Source organism: Okeania sp. SIO3B5, from assembly GCF_010692555.1.
GTDB lineage: Bacteria > Cyanobacteriota > Cyanobacteriia > Cyanobacteriales > Microcoleaceae > Okeania.
Map to the genome: position 1 here is coordinate 1 of NZ_JAAHHG010000179.1, position 18344 is coordinate 18344.

At 35.2% G+C, this 18344-nt stretch carries 17 protein-coding genes and 2 pseudogenes; 6 read left to right on the forward strand and 13 right to left on the reverse strand.

Going from position 1 to position 18344, the window contains the following annotated elements:
• From F6K54_RS22175 to F6K54_RS22205, 7 genes are all read right to left on the reverse strand, one after another.
• Positions 1 to 184 (reverse strand): helix-turn-helix domain-containing protein (locus tag F6K54_RS22175; RefSeq protein WP_293082005.1); only part of this gene is annotated, 184 nt, incomplete at its 3' end.
• 350 nt (positions 185 to 534) lie between these two features.
• Complete coding sequence (petJ, locus tag F6K54_RS22180; RefSeq protein ID WP_293082007.1) at positions 535 to 870, reverse strand: cytochrome c6 PetJ; 336 nt, start codon at positions 868 to 870, stop codon at positions 535 to 537.
• 264 nt (positions 871 to 1134) lie between these two features.
• On the reverse strand, positions 1135 to 1635 hold the full coding sequence (locus F6K54_RS22185; protein WP_293082010.1) for a DUF3122 domain-containing protein: 501 nt from the start codon (positions 1633 to 1635) through the stop codon (positions 1135 to 1137).
• A 424-nt stretch (positions 1636 to 2059) separates the two neighbouring features.
• On the reverse strand, positions 2060 to 2839 hold the full coding sequence (locus F6K54_RS22190) for an MBL fold metallo-hydrolase (RefSeq protein ID WP_293082012.1): 780 nt from the start codon (positions 2837 to 2839) through the stop codon (positions 2060 to 2062).
• An 827-nt stretch (positions 2840 to 3666) separates the two neighbouring features.
• Positions 3667 to 4584: a M23 family metallopeptidase gene (locus tag F6K54_RS22195; RefSeq protein WP_293082015.1), complete on the reverse strand. Its 918-nt coding sequence runs from the start codon at positions 4582 to 4584 to the stop codon at positions 3667 to 3669.
• A gap of 666 nt (positions 4585 to 5250) precedes the next feature.
• Entirely contained in the window at positions 5251 to 5448 is a 198-nt protein-coding gene (locus tag F6K54_RS22200; protein ID WP_293082017.1) for a hypothetical protein, read from the reverse strand.
• A 185-nt stretch (positions 5449 to 5633) separates the two neighbouring features.
• On the reverse strand, positions 5634 to 6455 hold the full coding sequence (locus tag F6K54_RS22205) for a class I SAM-dependent methyltransferase (protein ID WP_293082020.1): 822 nt from the start codon (positions 6453 to 6455) through the stop codon (positions 5634 to 5636).
• A gap of 517 nt (positions 6456 to 6972) precedes the next feature.
• On the opposite strand from F6K54_RS22205, the gene F6K54_RS22210 reads away from it, so the two are divergent.
• Positions 6973 to 7791 carry a phosphorylase gene (locus tag F6K54_RS22210; RefSeq protein ID WP_293082023.1) on the forward strand — a complete coding sequence of 273 codons (819 nt, stop codon included), beginning with the start codon at positions 6973 to 6975 and terminating at the stop codon, positions 7789 to 7791.
• A 78-nt stretch (positions 7792 to 7869) separates the two neighbouring features.
• Here F6K54_RS22210 and F6K54_RS22215 read toward each other — a convergent pair whose 3' ends face one another.
• The 5 genes from F6K54_RS22215 to F6K54_RS22235 all read right to left on the reverse strand — a co-directional run bounded on the left by F6K54_RS22215 (position 7870) and on the right by F6K54_RS22235 (position 12151).
• Positions 7870 to 8439 carry a Crp/Fnr family transcriptional regulator gene (locus F6K54_RS22215; protein WP_293082025.1) on the reverse strand — a complete coding sequence of 190 codons (570 nt, stop codon included), beginning with the start codon at positions 8437 to 8439 and terminating at the stop codon, positions 7870 to 7872.
• An 86-nt stretch (positions 8440 to 8525) separates the two neighbouring features.
• Positions 8526 to 8876, reverse strand: coding sequence for a hypothetical protein (locus F6K54_RS22220; protein ID WP_375341994.1), 351 nt, complete (start codon positions 8874 to 8876; stop codon positions 8526 to 8528).
• Positions 8877 to 9673: 797 nt separating this feature from the next.
• Positions 9674 to 10423, reverse strand: a complete 750-nt coding sequence (locus F6K54_RS22225) for an alpha/beta fold hydrolase (protein ID WP_293082028.1) — start codon at positions 10421 to 10423, stop codon at positions 9674 to 9676.
• A 944-nt stretch (positions 10424 to 11367) separates the two neighbouring features.
• Positions 11368 to 11880, reverse strand: coding sequence for a flavodoxin FldA (fldA, locus tag F6K54_RS22230; RefSeq protein ID WP_293082030.1), 513 nt, complete (start codon positions 11878 to 11880; stop codon positions 11368 to 11370).
• Positions 11881 to 11962: 82 nt separating this feature from the next.
• Positions 11963 to 12151, reverse strand: a complete 189-nt coding sequence (locus tag F6K54_RS22235; protein WP_293082033.1) for a hypothetical protein — start codon at positions 12149 to 12151, stop codon at positions 11963 to 11965.
• Positions 12152 to 12814: 663 nt separating this feature from the next.
• On the opposite strand from F6K54_RS22235, the gene F6K54_RS22240 reads away from it, so the two are divergent.
• A complete protein-coding gene (locus F6K54_RS22240) occupies positions 12815 to 13015 on the forward strand; it encodes a hypothetical protein (protein WP_293082035.1) in 201 nt (66 codons plus the stop codon).
• A 400-nt stretch (positions 13016 to 13415) separates the two neighbouring features.
• Here F6K54_RS22240 and F6K54_RS22245 read toward each other — a convergent pair whose 3' ends face one another.
• Positions 13416 to 14447, reverse strand: a complete 1032-nt coding sequence (locus F6K54_RS22245) for a chlorophyll a/b binding light-harvesting protein (protein ID WP_293082038.1) — start codon at positions 14445 to 14447, stop codon at positions 13416 to 13418.
• Between the two features lie 472 nt (positions 14448 to 14919).
• Here F6K54_RS22245 and F6K54_RS22250 point away from each other — a divergent pair, with 472 nt between their 5' ends.
• The 4 genes and pseudogenes from F6K54_RS22250 to F6K54_RS22260 all read left to right on the forward strand — a co-directional run bounded on the left by F6K54_RS22250 (position 14920) and on the right by F6K54_RS22260 (position 18226).
• Positions 14920 to 15057: a hypothetical protein gene (locus F6K54_RS22250; protein ID WP_293082040.1), complete on the forward strand. Its 138-nt coding sequence runs from the start codon at positions 14920 to 14922 to the stop codon at positions 15055 to 15057.
• 544 nt (positions 15058 to 15601) lie between these two features.
• Positions 15602 to 15796 (forward strand): annotated as a pseudogene (locus tag F6K54_RS43850) (zinc ribbon domain-containing protein); the annotation flags it as partial.
• Between the two features lie 12 nt (positions 15797 to 15808).
• Positions 15809 to 16249 (forward strand): annotated as a pseudogene (locus F6K54_RS22255) (3-deoxy-7-phosphoheptulonate synthase); the annotation flags it as partial.
• A gap of 906 nt (positions 16250 to 17155) precedes the next feature.
• Entirely contained in the window at positions 17156 to 18226 is a 1071-nt protein-coding gene (locus tag F6K54_RS22260; RefSeq protein WP_293082043.1) for an ABC transporter ATP-binding protein, read from the forward strand.
• Positions 18227 to 18344 lie beyond the last annotated feature (118 nt).

Genomic DNA, 18344 nt, shown 5'->3' on the forward strand with positions numbered 1-18344 from the left:
AAATTTCACCAATAGGACATGAAATTAATGAACAACGGTCAACTTGACATCTAGTTCTATTTAACCAATCTAGTCTTTGACCTAGAGCATAATTCCAATGTCTTCGCAACAGTTCTAGCCAATAATCTATTTTGACTGACTGTTCAGGAGTGGGCTTAATTTTGTAGCAATGAGTAATTATCATAATTTTTATACTACATCTTTGTTGCTCCATTTGAACATCAATCGAAACCTATTTAATTTGCAGCTCTGCAATTCCCCTCCCGTTAAATCGCAGATTATAACGGGAGACCCCGAGACCGTATCAAGTTGGGAGTCTCTATGATAATCATTATCATAATCAAAATTTGACATCTAGTCAATGTCAATGGAGATTCGGGAAAATTTTCATTAATAGAGTGACAAACGCCTCAATCTTATTTTTGAATGGGCGTTGATAATTGATGGAATAATATAATGGGCTTGTTTTTTGGCTTTTCGTCTTAGGAGTTTATAAATAATAGGTTTGAAAAGGTGTTTAGTATTATCCCTCTATTAACGCCAACCATTTTCTGCTTGCTTCAATACATAATCTGATACAGTTTCAATTTCTGCTGGAGTTAAACGGTCTTGATAAGCTGACATATTATTTTTTCCATTCTTAACTAAGTAAGCGATCGCCTCAACAGAATCTAATTTATTTCTTTTTAAAGTTCTAATTTTTAAGTTTTTCCACCATCTAACAATATTGCCTCCTCTGGCATGACATCCAGCACAATTAATTTGAAAAATTTCTGCTCCTTTTACTGTTTCTGCTGCTAATGCAGGGGGCATTTCTATAAAGTTTATCAATGTGAATATTAATAAGCAAACTATAATTATTTTTTTCACTTTTTTTCTCCTAAATTAATCTCAATTATAGCAGGGAACAGGGAACAAGGAACAGTTGGAAAAACATTTCCTAGTCTAAGATTCATCATCAGTAATTGTCCTAACCAATTTTTTATTAGCTAGAATACATTCAAGAATTTAGAATTTAGAATTTATAATTTAGAATTACCTCTCCTTGAAAAGAAGAGGATTGGACTAAAAGAAAAAAATTTCTTTTTTCTCCATTCATGGATAAGCTTTAAACCTTAATTTTGCGGTAAATAATTACCAAAAATCAACTTCATCGAACAATTTTCGCCATTCTTTAACAGCAAAAATTGGTACGACTAATTCTGCTGAATTTTCACCTTGCAAAGCTATATTTATTCGCAGTGGAGTATCAGAATTCAACTTTTTCATTACTTCCAAAAAATCATATTCTCCAACATTAGCAGGAAAAGAAGAATCAACTAAAACATCCTCTGCATTCCAGATATTACCAGTGCCAGTAGTAATTTGTAATTTTTGGGGATGAGCTAACTCAATAATTCCAGGAAATCCTACCAATCGTAAATTTAAAGTTATTACTTTACCAGATTTTATCCTTTTATATAATATAATCTGCCATGCTCTATCTGAAAGGTCTCGCAAACTTTGCCGAGAACGATACATGATTTGTGTAGAAGATTCGGGATAAGTATGAATAGAAGCTAAAGCTGGTTGAGAATTACTAATAATCAAAAACAAGGATAATATTACTGTAAAAATCCAACTAAAATTAATCATACTTTTATAGCGCTACTTGAATAGGGAATAGGGAATAGTAAGCTGTTAAATGGTTTCAGAGTTGGGAAAAGTCAGTTTTGCAGCATTTGATTAACAATTATGATTAACCTCAAATCTTCAAAAATTAGCTTCAGAAAATTACATAAAATTAATAGTCAACAGCCTTCAAAATATACCAACTATTATTGAAAAATATTAATTAAATGTACTTTAATTAGGGTTTGCTGATTAAATTTCAAATAATTACCATATAAAGGTTTTAGCCTTTTTAGGTATTGAAAAAGTACATGGTTTTCAGCTCTTCATGCTCATGCATGGAGCGCATTAAAGAGCGCATAGTTGGGCAAAAAAATTCTCCCCTACTCCCCTACTCCCCTACTCCCCTACTTCCCTACTCTATACCAAAATACTTATTCGGCAAACCCTAATTAGCTAATACTCTCTGCTCTAATTGTACTTCAAAACGTTCTCCAGGTTGAGCCTCTATTACTTTTGTTCCCAGATTATTTTTGGTTAACTGAAGTTGTGTTTCTTCCACACTTCCCTCTGCTTTGAGTAAAGATATTAATAATCCTTGAAAATCTATATCGCCCCCTGCTGCTGTAGGTAACATTACTTGGGGTTTCAACCATTGAGCTACTTGTAAAGCACTTTCATTTCCTTTAATTATTGGCCCGACTAACGGTAAATTCAAATTTATAATCGGGGTGATGACCACATCTATAGGAGCAAATTCTTTGATTTTTTCAGAATGACTGCCATGTGGCTCATAGTATATTGTATCGTCAGTGCTTAGGTCTTTAAAAATGTAACCGTTTTCTACTAAAGTTGGGCCAACCAGTGAACCAGGAACTGCTCTAATTTCAATACTATTGTCAAAAGAATATGTCTCACCATGGGCAAGTGTGACTATTTGAGAATAACCCAACTCCTGTACTACTTTTGCTGCAGTGGGAGAAGCGACTACAGGAATATTTTTGTCTAACTGTTTTAGAGTCTGGGGGTGAGCATGGTCTTCTAACCCTTGAGACAACACAATTAGGTCTATATTTTCTGGTATGGCACGGGGAGTACGCCTCTGTCCTTTGAATAACCAAGGTAGATTACCGAAAACTAGGGGGCCAACTAACCAAGGGTCCAGCAGGAGTTGTTGGCCTCCAATTTCAATTAACCAGGAATTACTATCTAACCAAGTCAGATGCATAATATCTATAAAATTAAATTATGTTTCAATCATTATTGTAACAATTTATTACAATATTGTAACAACTTATTACAATTGATGGGATACTTTCCATCGGCCATCAGTTTTTTAGGGTAAGTGGCGATCGCAGATGACTGAGTAGAGAGAAATTAATAATTTGTTCGATAGTATTGCTGTGTCTATTTTAATTAAATTTGTTCGGTAAACGGTGTGAGTATTTTGCTCGCAAATCTCTTACTTCTTAAATTTATAGCTAAGAAAGAATTGGTTAAGACATAGACTAATGATGAATTTTAGACTAGAATAAGTAAAGTTTTCTTATTTATTAACTTCTGCTATACATTCCATAAATAACTAAATTCGATCATTAAATATAGGGAGTTTAAATCATTTTTTACAGAATAAGTGGAGGAGCAAAAATTTTCTAGTCTCTGAATTTAGCTTTGAGAATCTGCTTCAGAATTATATTTTACTTTTTCCCAGACAATAGTAGCTAGGAAACATAACATCATTAAGTAAAGTGGTACACCTATCATCATCTATACTCCTAATTTTTATTCTAGTTAATGTGCTTTATATTGTTTGGGAATAAATTATCAATTAATTTTTTTAAAGAAAGTTTACTAAGTATTTCCTAAAAAAAATCAAATACTCCTAAGATTAATTATGGCATAGTTTTATCTAATTGTCATCCCAATAGCAAAAGTTCATATTTGCTGAAGAGAAATTTATTGATAACACATAGAAGCAAAATATAGATATACTGAGTCAATATTTAAGTTGTATATACTTATCCCTAATTACATTTGATTAGTAGTTATTTTCAGCTACTTAAAAACTACTTCAATATAAGAATTAGGATTTTCAGCAACCCAACCAAAAGGAGAATTATATCTAATTTCAAAATGAAGATGAGCTTCCTCAAAATCAGGTTTTCCTGTCTGACCAACTGTACCTAAAAGTTCTGCCTGTGCAATTTTTTGACCAGTTTTAACATTAATAGAATCTAAGTGGGCATAACGAGTTTGTTTGCCAGCAGCGTGATTAATCACTACTAAATTGCCATAATTACCTTGTTTTCCAGCAAATGCCACTATCCCTTCTCCTACAGAAAAAACTGATGTACCACTATTAGCAATTAGGTCTAAACCACTATGAAAAACTACTTGATTTTTAATCGGATGTAGTAACCAACCATAACCTAAAATCACCCTAGTTTCAAAAGGTAAAGGATAGCCTTTTAATGAAGAAATTTGTGGGGGTGTTTTTCGCCCTGGAGACCAATTTACTCCTGGTAAAAAAACCACTTCTGGCGTCTGTTGTTCTGGTGTTTGTGGGCAACCATTAACTTCATATAATGTGTCGGCACGAATATTATAATTTTCTGCAACATTTTTCCAAGTTGTGCCAGTAGGTACTTTCACGGCGATACCATTATAGGGAGGAATAATTATCTCAGTACCCACGGTTGGCTGACTTTTCTGTAGCACTCGATTAAATGCTAAGAGGGTTGGAGGAATGAGATTGTATTTTTGAGCAATAGTTTCAATAGTTTCTCCAGTGGTAATGGTATGACGTTGAAGACGAGATAAAGCTGGTGGAGGACAAACTTCTTTTGCTTCTTCTGAAATGGAAGGAGCGGGAATTTTCATAAGTTGAGATTGAGCATTTGCCTGCATTAAAAGAAGTGGATTGATTAACCATAATAATGTAGTTAAAAGGTAAAGGTAGGATTGAGAAGTCATTTCAGTTATCAGTTAATAGTTACCGAATAATTAATAATTAAATAATTCTGGTTTAAAGCCTCCCCCTTTTAAGGGGAAAAAAAGTGCTAGGATATTTCCTTATTTTCAATTCCGTAACGGTTTTAACCAGAGGTAATTATCAATTATCAATTATCCATTAATGAACAGCTTGATAGTAGCGCTTTATTATACCAAATTCAAAAAAGGCAGTTACATCTTAATTTGTGATTTATTCCTAAAATAAAAAATTATAAATTCCATAAATTCTAAAAATTGCACCTTTTTTCCTCGTTTTTATTATGTTTTTCTTTCACTAGCCACAGTTCAGGTGTTCCCTGTTCCCTGTTCCCTCACGCTTTGCAATATTTTATGAAATTGGTATTAGAGATTTTTCCCCTCGACAATTTTTGTCTGATGAAAAAACGTTTGTGAGAAAAACATTTCCCTGTCTTAGGGTTCATCATCAACATTAAGTCCTAAAAAACTTGTTCCTTAATATAATCAGGACTTATATCATGTCCGGTAGCATCGGAGCGTGTATAAAATTAAGGTGACACTCTTGAGAAAACCTTCTGCCTCCTGCCTCCTGCCTCCTGCCTCCTGCCTTCCTTCCACCAAAGTCTAATTATTCAACCGGACATGATATTACGCATAAGGTACGAAAAATTAGGATTTGAGGTAGTCCTGCATGGTAATAGTAGAAGATATATGTTTTTTAATTTCTCCCACACTCCCAATCCCCCAATCTCCCCATCTCCCAATCTCCCCATCTCCCAATCTCTCAATCTCCCAATCTCCCAATCTCCCAATCTCCCAATCTCCCCATCCCCCCATCTCCCCATCCCCCCACACTCTCTCTACCATTACTATGCACCACCACCGGATTTGAGATTGCTTCCCTGTGGGTTGCAATCACGGAAATACGTTGTACTGCGTAAGTCCTAATAATATTCAATACTGAACTATCTATAGCGCTACGTAAATATAGCGTGGACATTCCTCTATTCCCTGTTCCCTATTCTTTATTCCCTTACAACTAAAATTTATTGTCAAGCGCCAAAAGACTTAATGCTATAAAACTTTTGTGCAATAACTCCTACTATTGCGTGGTAAATTGCCTGTGTATTAGAGTCTTCTGCAAACAAACAATAGTTATCAACATCAGAGTGACTTGCTTTACCAGTTGCAATATATTTTTCTGTAAGCTGCATTGCCGACATTTTCATCATTTTGGCTATTTCCGATCCCCCTGAAGAAACAGGAGCATCATTTTCTACAGATAACTTTTGCCAATCATACTTTTGCAATATCTCTGGTAACTTCGCTCCTAAAGCATAATCTGTTCCTCTATCTGCAAACATTTTTTTAATAGCAAGATTAACTTGCTTGACTGACTGACACATTTGACTATCTCCCGCAATAGCTTTAGCTGTAGAAAAATCAGGTTCTTCAATGACTAACCATCCACCAGGTTTGAGCAAATCTACCATTTTTGATAAGGCAAGTTGAAAGTCTGGAATATGGATGAGAAGACAACGCGCATGAATTAAGTCAAAAGATTGACTTTCCAGTGCGAGATGGCAAAAGTCTGCTTCCAAAACTTCAATGTTAGGCGATTTAATTTTTGCTAAAAAACGAGTATCTAAGTCAACGGCAACAACCTTTCCACTATTTCCAACAACTGTTGCGAGCCATTTAGCGATCGCTCCAGCTCCAGCTCCTACTTCCAGACATTGCCATTTTTCTGTAATTCCAGTTGTTAAAATTCGTTCACGAGTTTTTGGGTCAAAAATTTGTTCGATCGCCTGGAGTCTTTCTAATTCTTTGAGATTTTGAGTATTGCTAAAAATATAGTCTGTAGACGCTGACATCTATAAAAATACCCCCCCTTTTATCGCTGGCTAATTACTTATATTTCCAACAAAATATGAGGGTATGCAATTTAAGATGTTCAAAAATTTAGAATTATTTAACATTTGTATTTATAATTACAGCACTTTTGAGGAAGCGTGAGGTACAGTTTTCATTAATGAATAATGAATAATGAATAATGAATAATGAATAATGAATAATGAATAATGAATAATGAATAATGAATAATGAATAATGAATATAGGACTTACGGATGAACGCTATTGGTAGGGTGCGTTAGCGCTAGTGTAACTGAGCAATACCTTATATATAGTGCCTTTGCGTAAGTCCTGATAATGAATAATGAATAATGAATAACTACCTCTGGTTAAAACCGTTCTTGGTTGAATATAAGGAAATCTGATTTTTTCTTTTGGTCGATTGGATATAAGAATAGCCTGATATTTCCTGTTCCCTGTTACCTGTTTCCTAGAGCAATAAAACTTTGTACCTCCGAGACTAGAAAACTGCTGTAAAATGATTGATACAATTTTGGTTGTCCAAGGGCCAGAACTAAAATCTGTGAAGCGCGGTCTTACCCCTGAGTTATCTCAGCCTAAATTATTGTCTTTGCCCATAGGTGCTGCATCTGTTACTCGTTATTTGAATAACTGGCAAAAAAGACAAGATTTTTCTGAGCATCAACCCTCTACAATATTGGTTATGGGATTGTGTGGTAGTTTATCTAGTCAATATCAACCTGGAGATGTAGTTATTTATAATGAGTGTGTTGAATATATTGAAGAAGGAAGAAGGAAGAAGGAAGAAGGAAGAAGGAAGAGGGAAGAAGGAAGAGAGAAGAAGTGGATGGGGACTCAAACCAATTGTAAACACCATTTAGACGGCGGTGTATTAAATCCAAAAGAAAGAGATTATTCTGAGTTACCCCGGCAAAAGTGCGATAGTGTTTTAACAGCTAAGTTGCAAACACATTTAAAAGGAAAAGCTTCTTTAGTAACGGGTTTAACTAGCGATCGCTTCATCTACAAGGCAGCGGAAAAACAACTATTGGGAAAAAATACTGGTGCAGAAGTGGTAGATATGGAAGGTGTTGCAATTCTAAATTTCTTTGCTCGTTTATCTATCCCCGTGGCGATGGTGAGAGTAGTCAGCGATGACTGTTATCATGATCTTCCCAATATCACTTCTGCTCTGACATCATCTGGAAGTTTGCAACCTTTAGCATTGGCGATCGCTATGTTTCGGCAACCACTGCCCGCTTTTCAACTTATTCGAGGTAGTATTCAAGGATTAAAAGTATTGCAAGAGGTGACAAGCTGTCTTTTTAATGATTAGACATCTCCAGAAAAGAGGGAGTAGGGAGTAGGGGTAAAGAATTGATAATTTCTTTGGGATAATTGATTTTATTTTTTATTATTGGAGATGTCTATTAAAAAGAATTAGGCAATTATTCTGGGACCATCCTATTTTCTGTTCCTTTTCAAATTGATTTAGTAGTCGTGTTACTGTAACGCGACTGGTACCAATAATGTCAGCTAATTCTTGATGAGTGAACCTAATATCTAATATTTGCCTGTCTGGCAGTTGATTACCAAATCTATCAGCTAACCATTTTAATAATCTCAACAGTCGCAATTTGATTTTTCTAGAATGAATAATTCTGAGTAACTCTTGAGTTTTTTGAATGTGAGAAAGCATTACTTCTTGGGTATAGAAATAACCCCTTGGTAAGATACTTGCTTCTACAATAGTTAAACATTCAACTTGATAAGGATAAGATGGAAATAAAGGCTGACCAACGATGTCTCCTGGACCCCAAAATCCTAAAGTTATCGTATTTTCTTCTTCATTTTTTGTCAGAGTACGAACCACACCAGAATCTATTCGCCATAATAATACATCTGTCAATGGTATTAATTGGCGACGTTTAAATTGATGCTGCTTCAATGGATAGGGTTTAGGAACTACTGAATTTAAGCTCACAATTATTCTCCTATTTATTTGTGTTAAAAATCCCCCGGCTTTACCAAGCAAAAATAGCTTTTAATTTTATTAAAAAAAAGAGTGATTTAATTACTTATTGCAGAGTTAGTGGCTTGGCAATGTGAGTATTTTGAATTAGATTTACATTGGTGTAAGATTGGTTTTACTAGATGATTATTTGGTTCATAGTCACTACAATTTATAGCTGTTTCTGTGAGAGCATTATAAGGATGTACGGTACATTTCAAACGATAATCTCCAGTAAAAAATGTACAGCGGCTACAAGGAATTTGATGCAGTCGTTTAACATAATTTATCCCTTGCTGAAAGGTCAAATAAAAGTTCCACAAACCTATAGTAATTAATAATATAAAACCCATCATAAAAATGATACGAGCTAGATTTTGAAGTAGGTATTCTGGAAGCAAATTAATCATAGTTTCAACTCTATTCTAAATTAATAATTGGTAAGCATTTCCTCCGGAATGCTGCGCAAACAGCCATCAGCCAGCCTCCTACCGCAGGAACTGCGTTATCATATCAAATCCGTTTAATTCGGTATAAAAAAATATTCCATCTTCACCCAGAGTGGAAATAGTTCTGAGTTCTCTTCCCTTCTAAATTCTGGATTCTAAATTCTGGATTGCAGAATTGCTGGATTCTGGATTCTGAATTCACTATCTTATTACACCGATGCTACCGGATTTGATATCAGCTATCAGCTATTGCTTTTAGTTTAGGATAAAAGCTTTATTAATTGTCTTACTACAAAAGTTGCCTCCCTTGCCCTTAAAGTCAGTTGTTAATTTAAACACTGTCCTATCAGAAAGAGTATTGTTGCTGATAGCTGAATGCTTAGATAATTAGGGAAAAATTACTAATTTTATTTAGTCCTATAACTAGGCAAAAACTGAAGAGATTGCTAACTATTTACTTACGGTTTTTTTCAAAATAAATAAAACACTTATTTTTCTGAAACATAAGCCAATAATTAGCATTGAAGAAGGCAGAAGAAAAAATTGCTTATGGATAGTCATCCTGTGTCTTATAACCCCAAGTAATTTTAAGCACTGCCATTGACGGTGGGATATTAAACCCGCAAAAGAAAAGATAATAATTTATTCTCTAGTTATATCATCTCCGGATAATCAGTTATAAAAAAACCTTCTCCCTTTAAACTTTTCTTTCCCTTCTGCCTTCTGCCTTCTGCCTTCTGCCTTATTCAAGACTAATATCAAATTTTACTCACTATTACTTCCTGATTTATATCCGATAAAACCAGTCCATTATTTTGCCAAAATTCTAGTAGTGGTTGTGCTACATTTAGAGGATAAAAATGATGGAAAAAATAACCACCTTCAGGACATTCCCAAATTCTATCTTCTGGTTTTAAAAATGCTTGCCATCCTCCAATTAAGTTAGGATCAATAATCGGATCGTCATTGCCACCACATACCATTAAAGGTACAGGAACTCCTCTAGGAACCATACTTTGGCGTCTTAATAATGAGTGAGGTGATGGAGATAAATCTAAATCTCTCTCCAATATCCTGATTAAATTTTGAGTATTTCTTTTATCTTGTTCGCCAAATAAACTTTTCACCATATTAATCAAAATTACTTGGCGACTACAAGGTAAAAGATGGCGATGTACATAATAATGTGCTTGCCAATCAATTGTAGGATGAACGCCGACAGATAATAAAGTTAAAGACTTCACTCTTTCTGGGTATTTACGAGCATATATTAATCCTACTAATCCACTCGTACTATGACCAATAAGATGAATAGGTCGATTCAAAGATTTGAGATAATCATGGAGTAAGGTTACAGCTATATCTAGAGTACAAGGTTCATCAGCAGTTTGAAAATAATCCCATTCAGCAATTAATACTTTTCTTGATAGGTAATTAATCAATCGTCGGTCAAAAACTTGTAGACTAGGACTTGTCTTTAACCACAATACGTCTGGAATCTTAGACATTGGTTTTCATTCTCCTAAGTTATCAAGATAATAATTAGTAAATAGTAGCTTTAAGTACAAAATAATTGCGCAGAAGGAAGAAGTTCAAGAATTTAGAATTAAGAATTAAGAATTTAGAACTACCTCTTCTTATAAATAAGAGGATTGGTTAAAATAATTTTTTTTATTTTTTATCCATGAGTTGAGAGGGTTTATACCTAAATTTTTCAGTCATTTCAGGAGTGGATGTTTAGAGTTTCATAGATTAAATCTGGTGTCATTAGTTAGGAGGAAAAATCAAGATAAATAATTAAATGAAATACTGGCTTTTTGCTAAGTATCTATCTCTTAAAAGCAGGAGTTGAGAATATTTTTCATAGCATTCTTTTGAATATTTCATATTAATTAGTGGTGGGTATTAATTTCCTACTAACTAACTAATTAAATACTAGCAAATCTATGATTTAACAGATATCTCAAACTTACTCCCGAAATCTGCGAGTTGTACAGAATTAAATTCAGAAATTATGACAGGCGTTACTTCTGAACTTTTTCTTAGTTAAATGTTCTTTTTTCCTTTAGCTTTCTTCCTTCTTTCAAGCATTGATATCTTTAGAAAATCAGGTAGATTTTCATCAATCAATACAGTTTCGTAAATCTCCCTTTACCAAAAAATGAGGTATAAAACCTCTCCATTCATGGAGAAAAAAGCGGTCGAGGGATGGATGGGTTTCCTAACCATATCCAATCGACCAAGACAGCGGTCGTTTGCGGAGCATTCCGTAGGATGGGATGGCGTTTTGCTCCGCAACATATAAAGCGGAGCAGCTCTCCTCGCCATATCTAATCGATCAAGAGAAGAAAAAAATCCTTTTAACCAATCCTCTTATTTATAAAAAGAGGAGAGGTAGTTCTAAATTCTAAGTTCTAAATTCTAAATTCTTGAACCTTTGAATCAAATCAGACTAAATCCCAAAATCTGTTTTGAGTTGTGCTACCCATTTTTTGACGCGTTCTTCTGTAAGTTCAGCTTGATTATCTTCATCAAGAGCCAAACCTACAAATTTACCGTTTTTGACAGCTTTAGATTCACTATAATCATAGCCATCTGTTGACCAATGTCCAACTGTTTTACCTCCCAAACTAGAGATTTTTTCTTCTAAAATACCCATGGCATCTTGAAAGTTATCGGCATATCCTATTTGGTCGCCTGTGCCAAAATAGGCTACTTTTTTACCGTTAAAATCAATATTGTCTAGTTCATCAAAAAAACCTTCCCAATCACTTTGTAGTTCACCAATATTCCAGGTGGGACTAGCAATTATAATGTTTTGATAGCCATCAAAATCTTCAGTATTTACTTCATCCATATTATGGATAGTAACTATATCTTCTCCACCAAATTCTTCCTGAACCATTTCTGCTGCTGATTCAGTTTTTCCTGTTGTAGTACCGACAAAAAGACCAATTTTTGACATTTTTTTACCTCACTTGTAATCATTTATATTTATGGTAGTTAGATGTTTCTAACTTTTAGCAGTTAAAGTTATTGAATTAGAATTAATCAATGTCTAATTCATCACAATAACCAGACCAATCACTTTGTAATCGATCCAAATTATTGTTGGCGTTGATTGTTTGATTTTGCCCATTAGTTTCCCCTTCTAAATATTCGATCTGGTTTTTTTGATAACAATTTTTGTTGACTTGTCTGATTTTCCATGAAGCTCGTTTTCTTGAAGTTTGCATTTGTTCTAATTTCCTATATTTTATTTATGAAATGAAGTTGCTGAAATCAAGTTTAGTAATTCATATTTTTCAGTAGCTAAATATCGTTCAAATTACCATTAATTCTGATTGTTTTTTTCTGATAATGATGGGATGAATTAACGAAGTCAGAAGTCAGAAGTTTGAATTCTCCTTCTAGGATAATAAGTTCAGTACTTACCAAATTTACCTTGAAAACGCCATATGTAGGGGCTTTCTGGCATTTGCCCTCACTCGATTTAGTGTCCGTGCGTAAGTCCTGAAGTTAATAGCTGATAGCTGACTGCTGTTTGCGCAGCATTCCACAGGAAATGCTCGCATAGCAACTACTCTATTTAAAGCGATATCTATTAAGCTGTTGCGTATTCAAGCTGCATATTTTACTATCAGATAAAATCGCGATCGCCCTCGATATATAAGTATTTTATTCATAATAATTCTTGAAAAATATGCAATTTTAGATACCTGAGAGCTTACTTGACTCAGAATTTACTTCAGAAAAAATGAGAAAATATCTCAATAAATTGCGAAAAATATTTTTGGTCAAAGTCTTAGTTTACAATATGTTTAATCCTCAGTATTGTCAGTAGAGATTTTGGTCAAACTAATGATAAATATTTCTATTAATATTAACCCACAACCTAAGTGAACTTGTCAAGCCTAAAAACAAAATTTTTTCCACTTGATATCAAAAAAACTCAAAAGCATTTACTTCAGAAGGAAACAAGTAAGGTTGCAAGGAAAAAAGCAGCGTTCATCGCTCAAACAGCAAATATGATGTTTGCTGATAACTACCGACTGCCGACTACTGACTATAAAACCTACATTCTGCACGACAAAACGTAGTATAGAAGAAGGAGTCAGGAGTCAAGGAGACAGGAGACAGAATTTTAGAAGAAAATCATAGCTGCCGTGATTGAGTAATCATGTATAGCAAGTATTTATGCGTAAATTATTTACTCGGAATTTGATGAACGAAAAAAGTAATTGAGATGGTTTGCATAGTACAAATACCTACCAAGGTACGGACTTATATACTACTTTTAATGATACAAATTGAAATGCGGAACGTGGGATAAAACTATAGCGCTACGCAAATATGGCGCGGATATTCCTCTATTCCCTATTCCCTGAAACACTTTGATGACAACTGATAACTGATAACTGAAATGACAGGAGCCAGATCCTCAGACCTAAGTACAAAGAATATCCTGATTTCTGACCCCTGAGTTCTAGGCGTTAGTTGTTAAGACTCAGTAACACCATTCAAAGCATTTTCAACACGCTTAAAGTCAAAACCCATAGCTCGCAGAGCGTGCCACAGATGACCTTGAAGGAAGAAGAAAGCTAAGAAGAAATGCGCATTAGCTAACCAACAACGAGCAGTATGAGCACCTAAAGGCAACTCCACAGTATCAGCAAAATAGGGAGTAATCCCAAGCTTAATATCCAAAGCTGGGCCATAAAACTCTACAGGATAAGCTAAAGTATTAACGGCACAGAAATAAGCAGCAACAAATCCTGCTAAAGCTATTCCACCTAGAGAGTAAGAAAGAATTGCTTCGCCAGAGAAGATTAAAACCCGTTTTGCCCAAGGAAGCGGCTCTTTGATAATGTGCCAAATGCCACCTGAGACTAGCAGAATTCCCACATAAACGTGACCTCCAACTAAATCTTCTAAGTTATCAACACTGGCAAAATGAGTTTGATATCCATATATTACGAATGGATCGAGAGTGGGATTAGTTACTAAACGTACAGTTTGAGTTGCCGCATCATAAAGCCCACCAAAATACATAGCTTTGGCTACTAATAATAAAGCACCAAATCCTAAAAAAAGTAGGTGATGACCTAAGATTATTCCTAGCTGTTTTGGGTTATCCCATTCAAAGTGAAATTTCTTAGCTCCACCTGTTGTATCCTTTAAATTTTCTGGAGCTTTAAAAGTATGAAAAAGTGCTCCTGCACCTAAGACTGCTGATGAGATTAAATGTACAACACCAACGACAAAAAAGGGATAAGTATCTACAACTTCTCCACCGTTACCGATACCTAAACCTAAATTTGCTAGGTGTGGCAGTAAAATTAAACCCTGTTCTCCCATAGGTAAACTAGGGGAATATCGAGAAATTTCAAACAGAGTAAATGCTCCTGCCCAAAAGGTAATTAGAGCTGCTTGACCTGCGTGAGCAGCAATGAATAAACCAGATAGTTTAGCGAAGCGAGCATTACCAGCCCACCAATCGTATTTAACCTCTGAATTATCATAAGTTTGCATGGTTTTGTTTCCTTGGATTATAGTCCGATTAGCAATTGTTATGGTAACAATTACTACTATCTTTCATACAGCAGTTATTGCCTGCTCATATAAAAACATATTATACACATAAAAAAGAAAAACAGTACTAACGATTACTTTTCTTAAAAAAATGATTGAAGAGTCTTTTTGAAAAAAATATCAATTTAATTTTACTCAATAAATTTGAGAGCTAATAATGTTTAAGCAGTTATGTTTAGAAATAGCTATTGATAGATTTTTGTCTACTAAATATGCAAATTAAACTACTGATTAAGCAGATATTGAGTAGTAATAATTATCTATTTTTAACAGATAAAATTGGTTGACAATCTATCAGAAAGTTACACCATTTTTGGTAAAACTTTCTTCCATAAAGTCAACAACTATGGCAGTCTAAAATTAGAGACTGCTCTAGCATAAATTCTAATTTTGTGTTGGCTAAGTCACTGATTTGAGCAGATGTCAAGTAGTAGAAATGCGATCGCTCATCTCAGAACTGACTCAGCTCTATTCTGTATTGCTGAAATGGTTAGAAGGTTCTAATTGTGATATCATATTTCTAATCAAAATACATAGCCTTGGCCACTAATTACAGTGGTCATTTTTTTTGCTTTTGGACTAGAGTAAGTTTGAATACTTTTTCTCAGATGTCCAGATTGATAGTTATGGCCTTTTACCTCTAGTTACAGAGGATATTACATACTTATTGCAACTAATATTCAATAAATTCCTGGATTTGTCAAGGTTTTTTTGATATTTTTTATCATTAATTCTTTTTTACCTTAGCAGAGTGAAATCTTAAGAAGGTCTTAAAATTTAAAGAAATAAAACTCTTTGATTTTGCTGATACAAATGGTTGATACAAAACTAATCTCAAATTAATGTCTAAAAGTATTGACAAAACTTGTCATTAACTTCATAATATAAATCACATTGCTTATGGTGTTCTTCTCTCTGGTAGGACAACGGAGTCCCTCAGTTAGGCTGAAAATATTCACAGCTTAACTGGAAAGCAATTAGGGACTCTTTTTATTTGCCACGCTCTACGACTTATTGAAGAAGTAGTCAGTTATATTTCTAGGACTAAAAACTTAAAAAGCTGGCCATATAAAAAAAGTGGCTCGGAACTTGACATTCCCCGAAAGCTCTGCAAATTAGCTAGAGCTGTATCAGATGCAAACTGGGGAGAATTAGTCAGGCAATTAGATTACAAAGCTGATTGGTATGGACGGGAATTAATCAAGATTGATAGATACTTTCCCAGTTCTAAGCGTTGTTCTAATTGTGGTTACACTGTAGAAAAATTACCTCTAAATATTAGAGAGTGGGATTGTCCTGTTGGCAAACCTGTAATTTTGAAACGGGGTTTATCTGCGACTATTCAAGAATTTTTGATGGCTGCTGAATATATTCTCAGTCATGGCAACCCGGATGTAGTTTTGTGCGAACGTGGTATTCGTAGTTTCGATAATTATACTCGTAATGTGTTGGATTTGGGTGCGGTAGCTGCCTTAAAACAGTTAACTCACTTGCCAATTATTGTCGATCCTTCTCATGCAGCGGGTAAACGGGAGTTAGTTGCACCCTTGGCTAAAGCTGCTATTGCTTGTGGAGCAGATGGTTTGATGATTGAATGTCATCCTGTACCGGAAGAGTCTGTTTCTGATGCACGACAAGCATTGTCATTAGAAGATATGGTGGAGTTGGTTGAGAGTTTACGCCCTGTTGCTGCTGCAGTGGGGCGTAATGTTTGTCAGGTAGAGGAGTTTTCTATGGTTTAGTTTTTTGGCGATCGCTTTTATCCTGTCAATTTCATTAGACATCTCCAGAAAAGAGGGAGTAGGGAGTAGGCAGTAGGCAGTAGGGAACCCACCCCTCGCCCCTCCCCCTCCGGTGGAGGGAAAGAATTGATAATTTCTGTGTGATAATTGATTTGATTTTTTATTTTTGGAGATGTCTATTTAGGGTTTGCTGATTAAATTTTAAAGCATTGACTGATATTGGTTTTAGCCGTTTTAGGTGTTGAAAAAGTACAAGGTTTTTGCTCCTTAAAGCTCAAAAAGTTAGGATTTTGGGTTGACGCGAGGCAGAATCACTATTGGGATAATTCTTCCTCCTGCCTCCTCGCTCATTCCTTACTCCTCCTGTCTCCTGTCTCCTGTCTCCTGACTTCTACCCTCACCCATAAGACTTTTGAGCGCAAACCCTATTTAGTTAAGCTGAGAGTAGTTATACCATTTCTCATGCATTCTTGCTACATCTCCTTGAGAGTAGGGAGTAGGGAGTAGGGTAAAAAGAGATAAAATATCTTGGTTTAATGCCGATAATCGTCACAAACATTATTCAACCATTATTATTACTTAATAACTGAAGTACTATGGGAAGTATAGCATTATTTTTGGGAATTGGTATTATAGCAGTCGCCACTATAATTAGGACATCGGGTAATTATGATGATTTATGACGCGAGCAAGATGCTCGCACTAATTGTCAAACACCAACCAGGCGGTTGCTATAGCAGGCCAGATGTTAAACGTAATAATAAGATAACTAGATTACACTTATAGCAGAAGTCAGGAAGCAGAAATCAACATCCTACTTTGTCTAGCTTTTAGGCTTTTAATCTGTCTATACGAGCTATGGCAAACTATAAGTGAACATCAAGAGGTAAAAAATAATCAAAAATTATGGCAAAACTGCAATTAAAAAATCTCAGAAAACAATTTACGAAAAATGTCATTCCTGTTAAAGACATGAATATTGAAGTTGAAGATGGGGAATTTTTAACCTTACTGGGGCCTTCCGGTTGTGGAAAATCAACCCTACTGCGACTTATTGCTGGGTTAGAAACACCCACTCAGGGTAAAGTAGTAATAGGCGATCGCGATGTAACAAATGTACCACCGGGCGGTCGTAATATTGCAATGGTGTTTCAAAGTTATGCCCTTTATCCGCACATGACAGTGTTTGAAAATATTGCTGCCTCTTTGAAACTCCGTAAAATTCCTCAAGATGAAATTCAGCAACGAGTTAATAATGTTGCTCAGAAACTCGAATTAGGACAATTACTAAACCGCAAACCACGGGAAATGTCTGGTGGACAAAGACAAAGGGTGGCATTAGCTCGATCGCTGGTACGCAACCCAGAAGTATTTTTGTTAGATGAACCTCTCAGTAACTTAGATGCACTATTGCGCGAACAAGTACGAGCAGAGTTGAAACAGTTATTTAACTCTCAACAAAAACCTGTAGTTTATGTCACTCACGATCAAACAGAAGCAATGACTTTATCAAGTAAAGTAGCAATTTTATATGATGGTTACTTACAACAACTTGATGTGCCTCATCAAATTTATAGTTGCCCTGCTAATAAATTTGTAGCAGGTTTTGTTGGTAGTCCGCAAATGAATTTACTGACTCTTAAATGTGAAGAAAATTATGCTATTTTGGGTAATTTTAAAATTCCTCTACCTGATTTACCGACAATTCCAAAACAAATTGTTATGGGTATTCGTCCTGAAGATGTAGGCTTTGTTTTTGCTGAAACTTCTGAGGTTGCTATTAAAGGCAAGGTGTTTTTGGTAGAGAATTTAGGCAAGGAAAAACTGTTAATTGCTCAGGTGGAAAATTCTGAACAAAATATCCGTGCTTTAGTTCCTTATGACCAAACTTGGGGTGAATTAGTAACTTTAGAATTACCTGCTAAACAGATTCATTGGTTTGATGTGGAGTCTGGCGATCGCTTACTTCAATATTAATAAAGAGGGAGTAGGGAGTAGGGAGTAGGGAGTGGGGGAGTGGGGGAGTAGGGGAGTAGGGGAGTGGGGGAGTGGGGGAGTAGGGGAGTGGGGGAGTGGGGGAGTGGGGGAGTAGGGA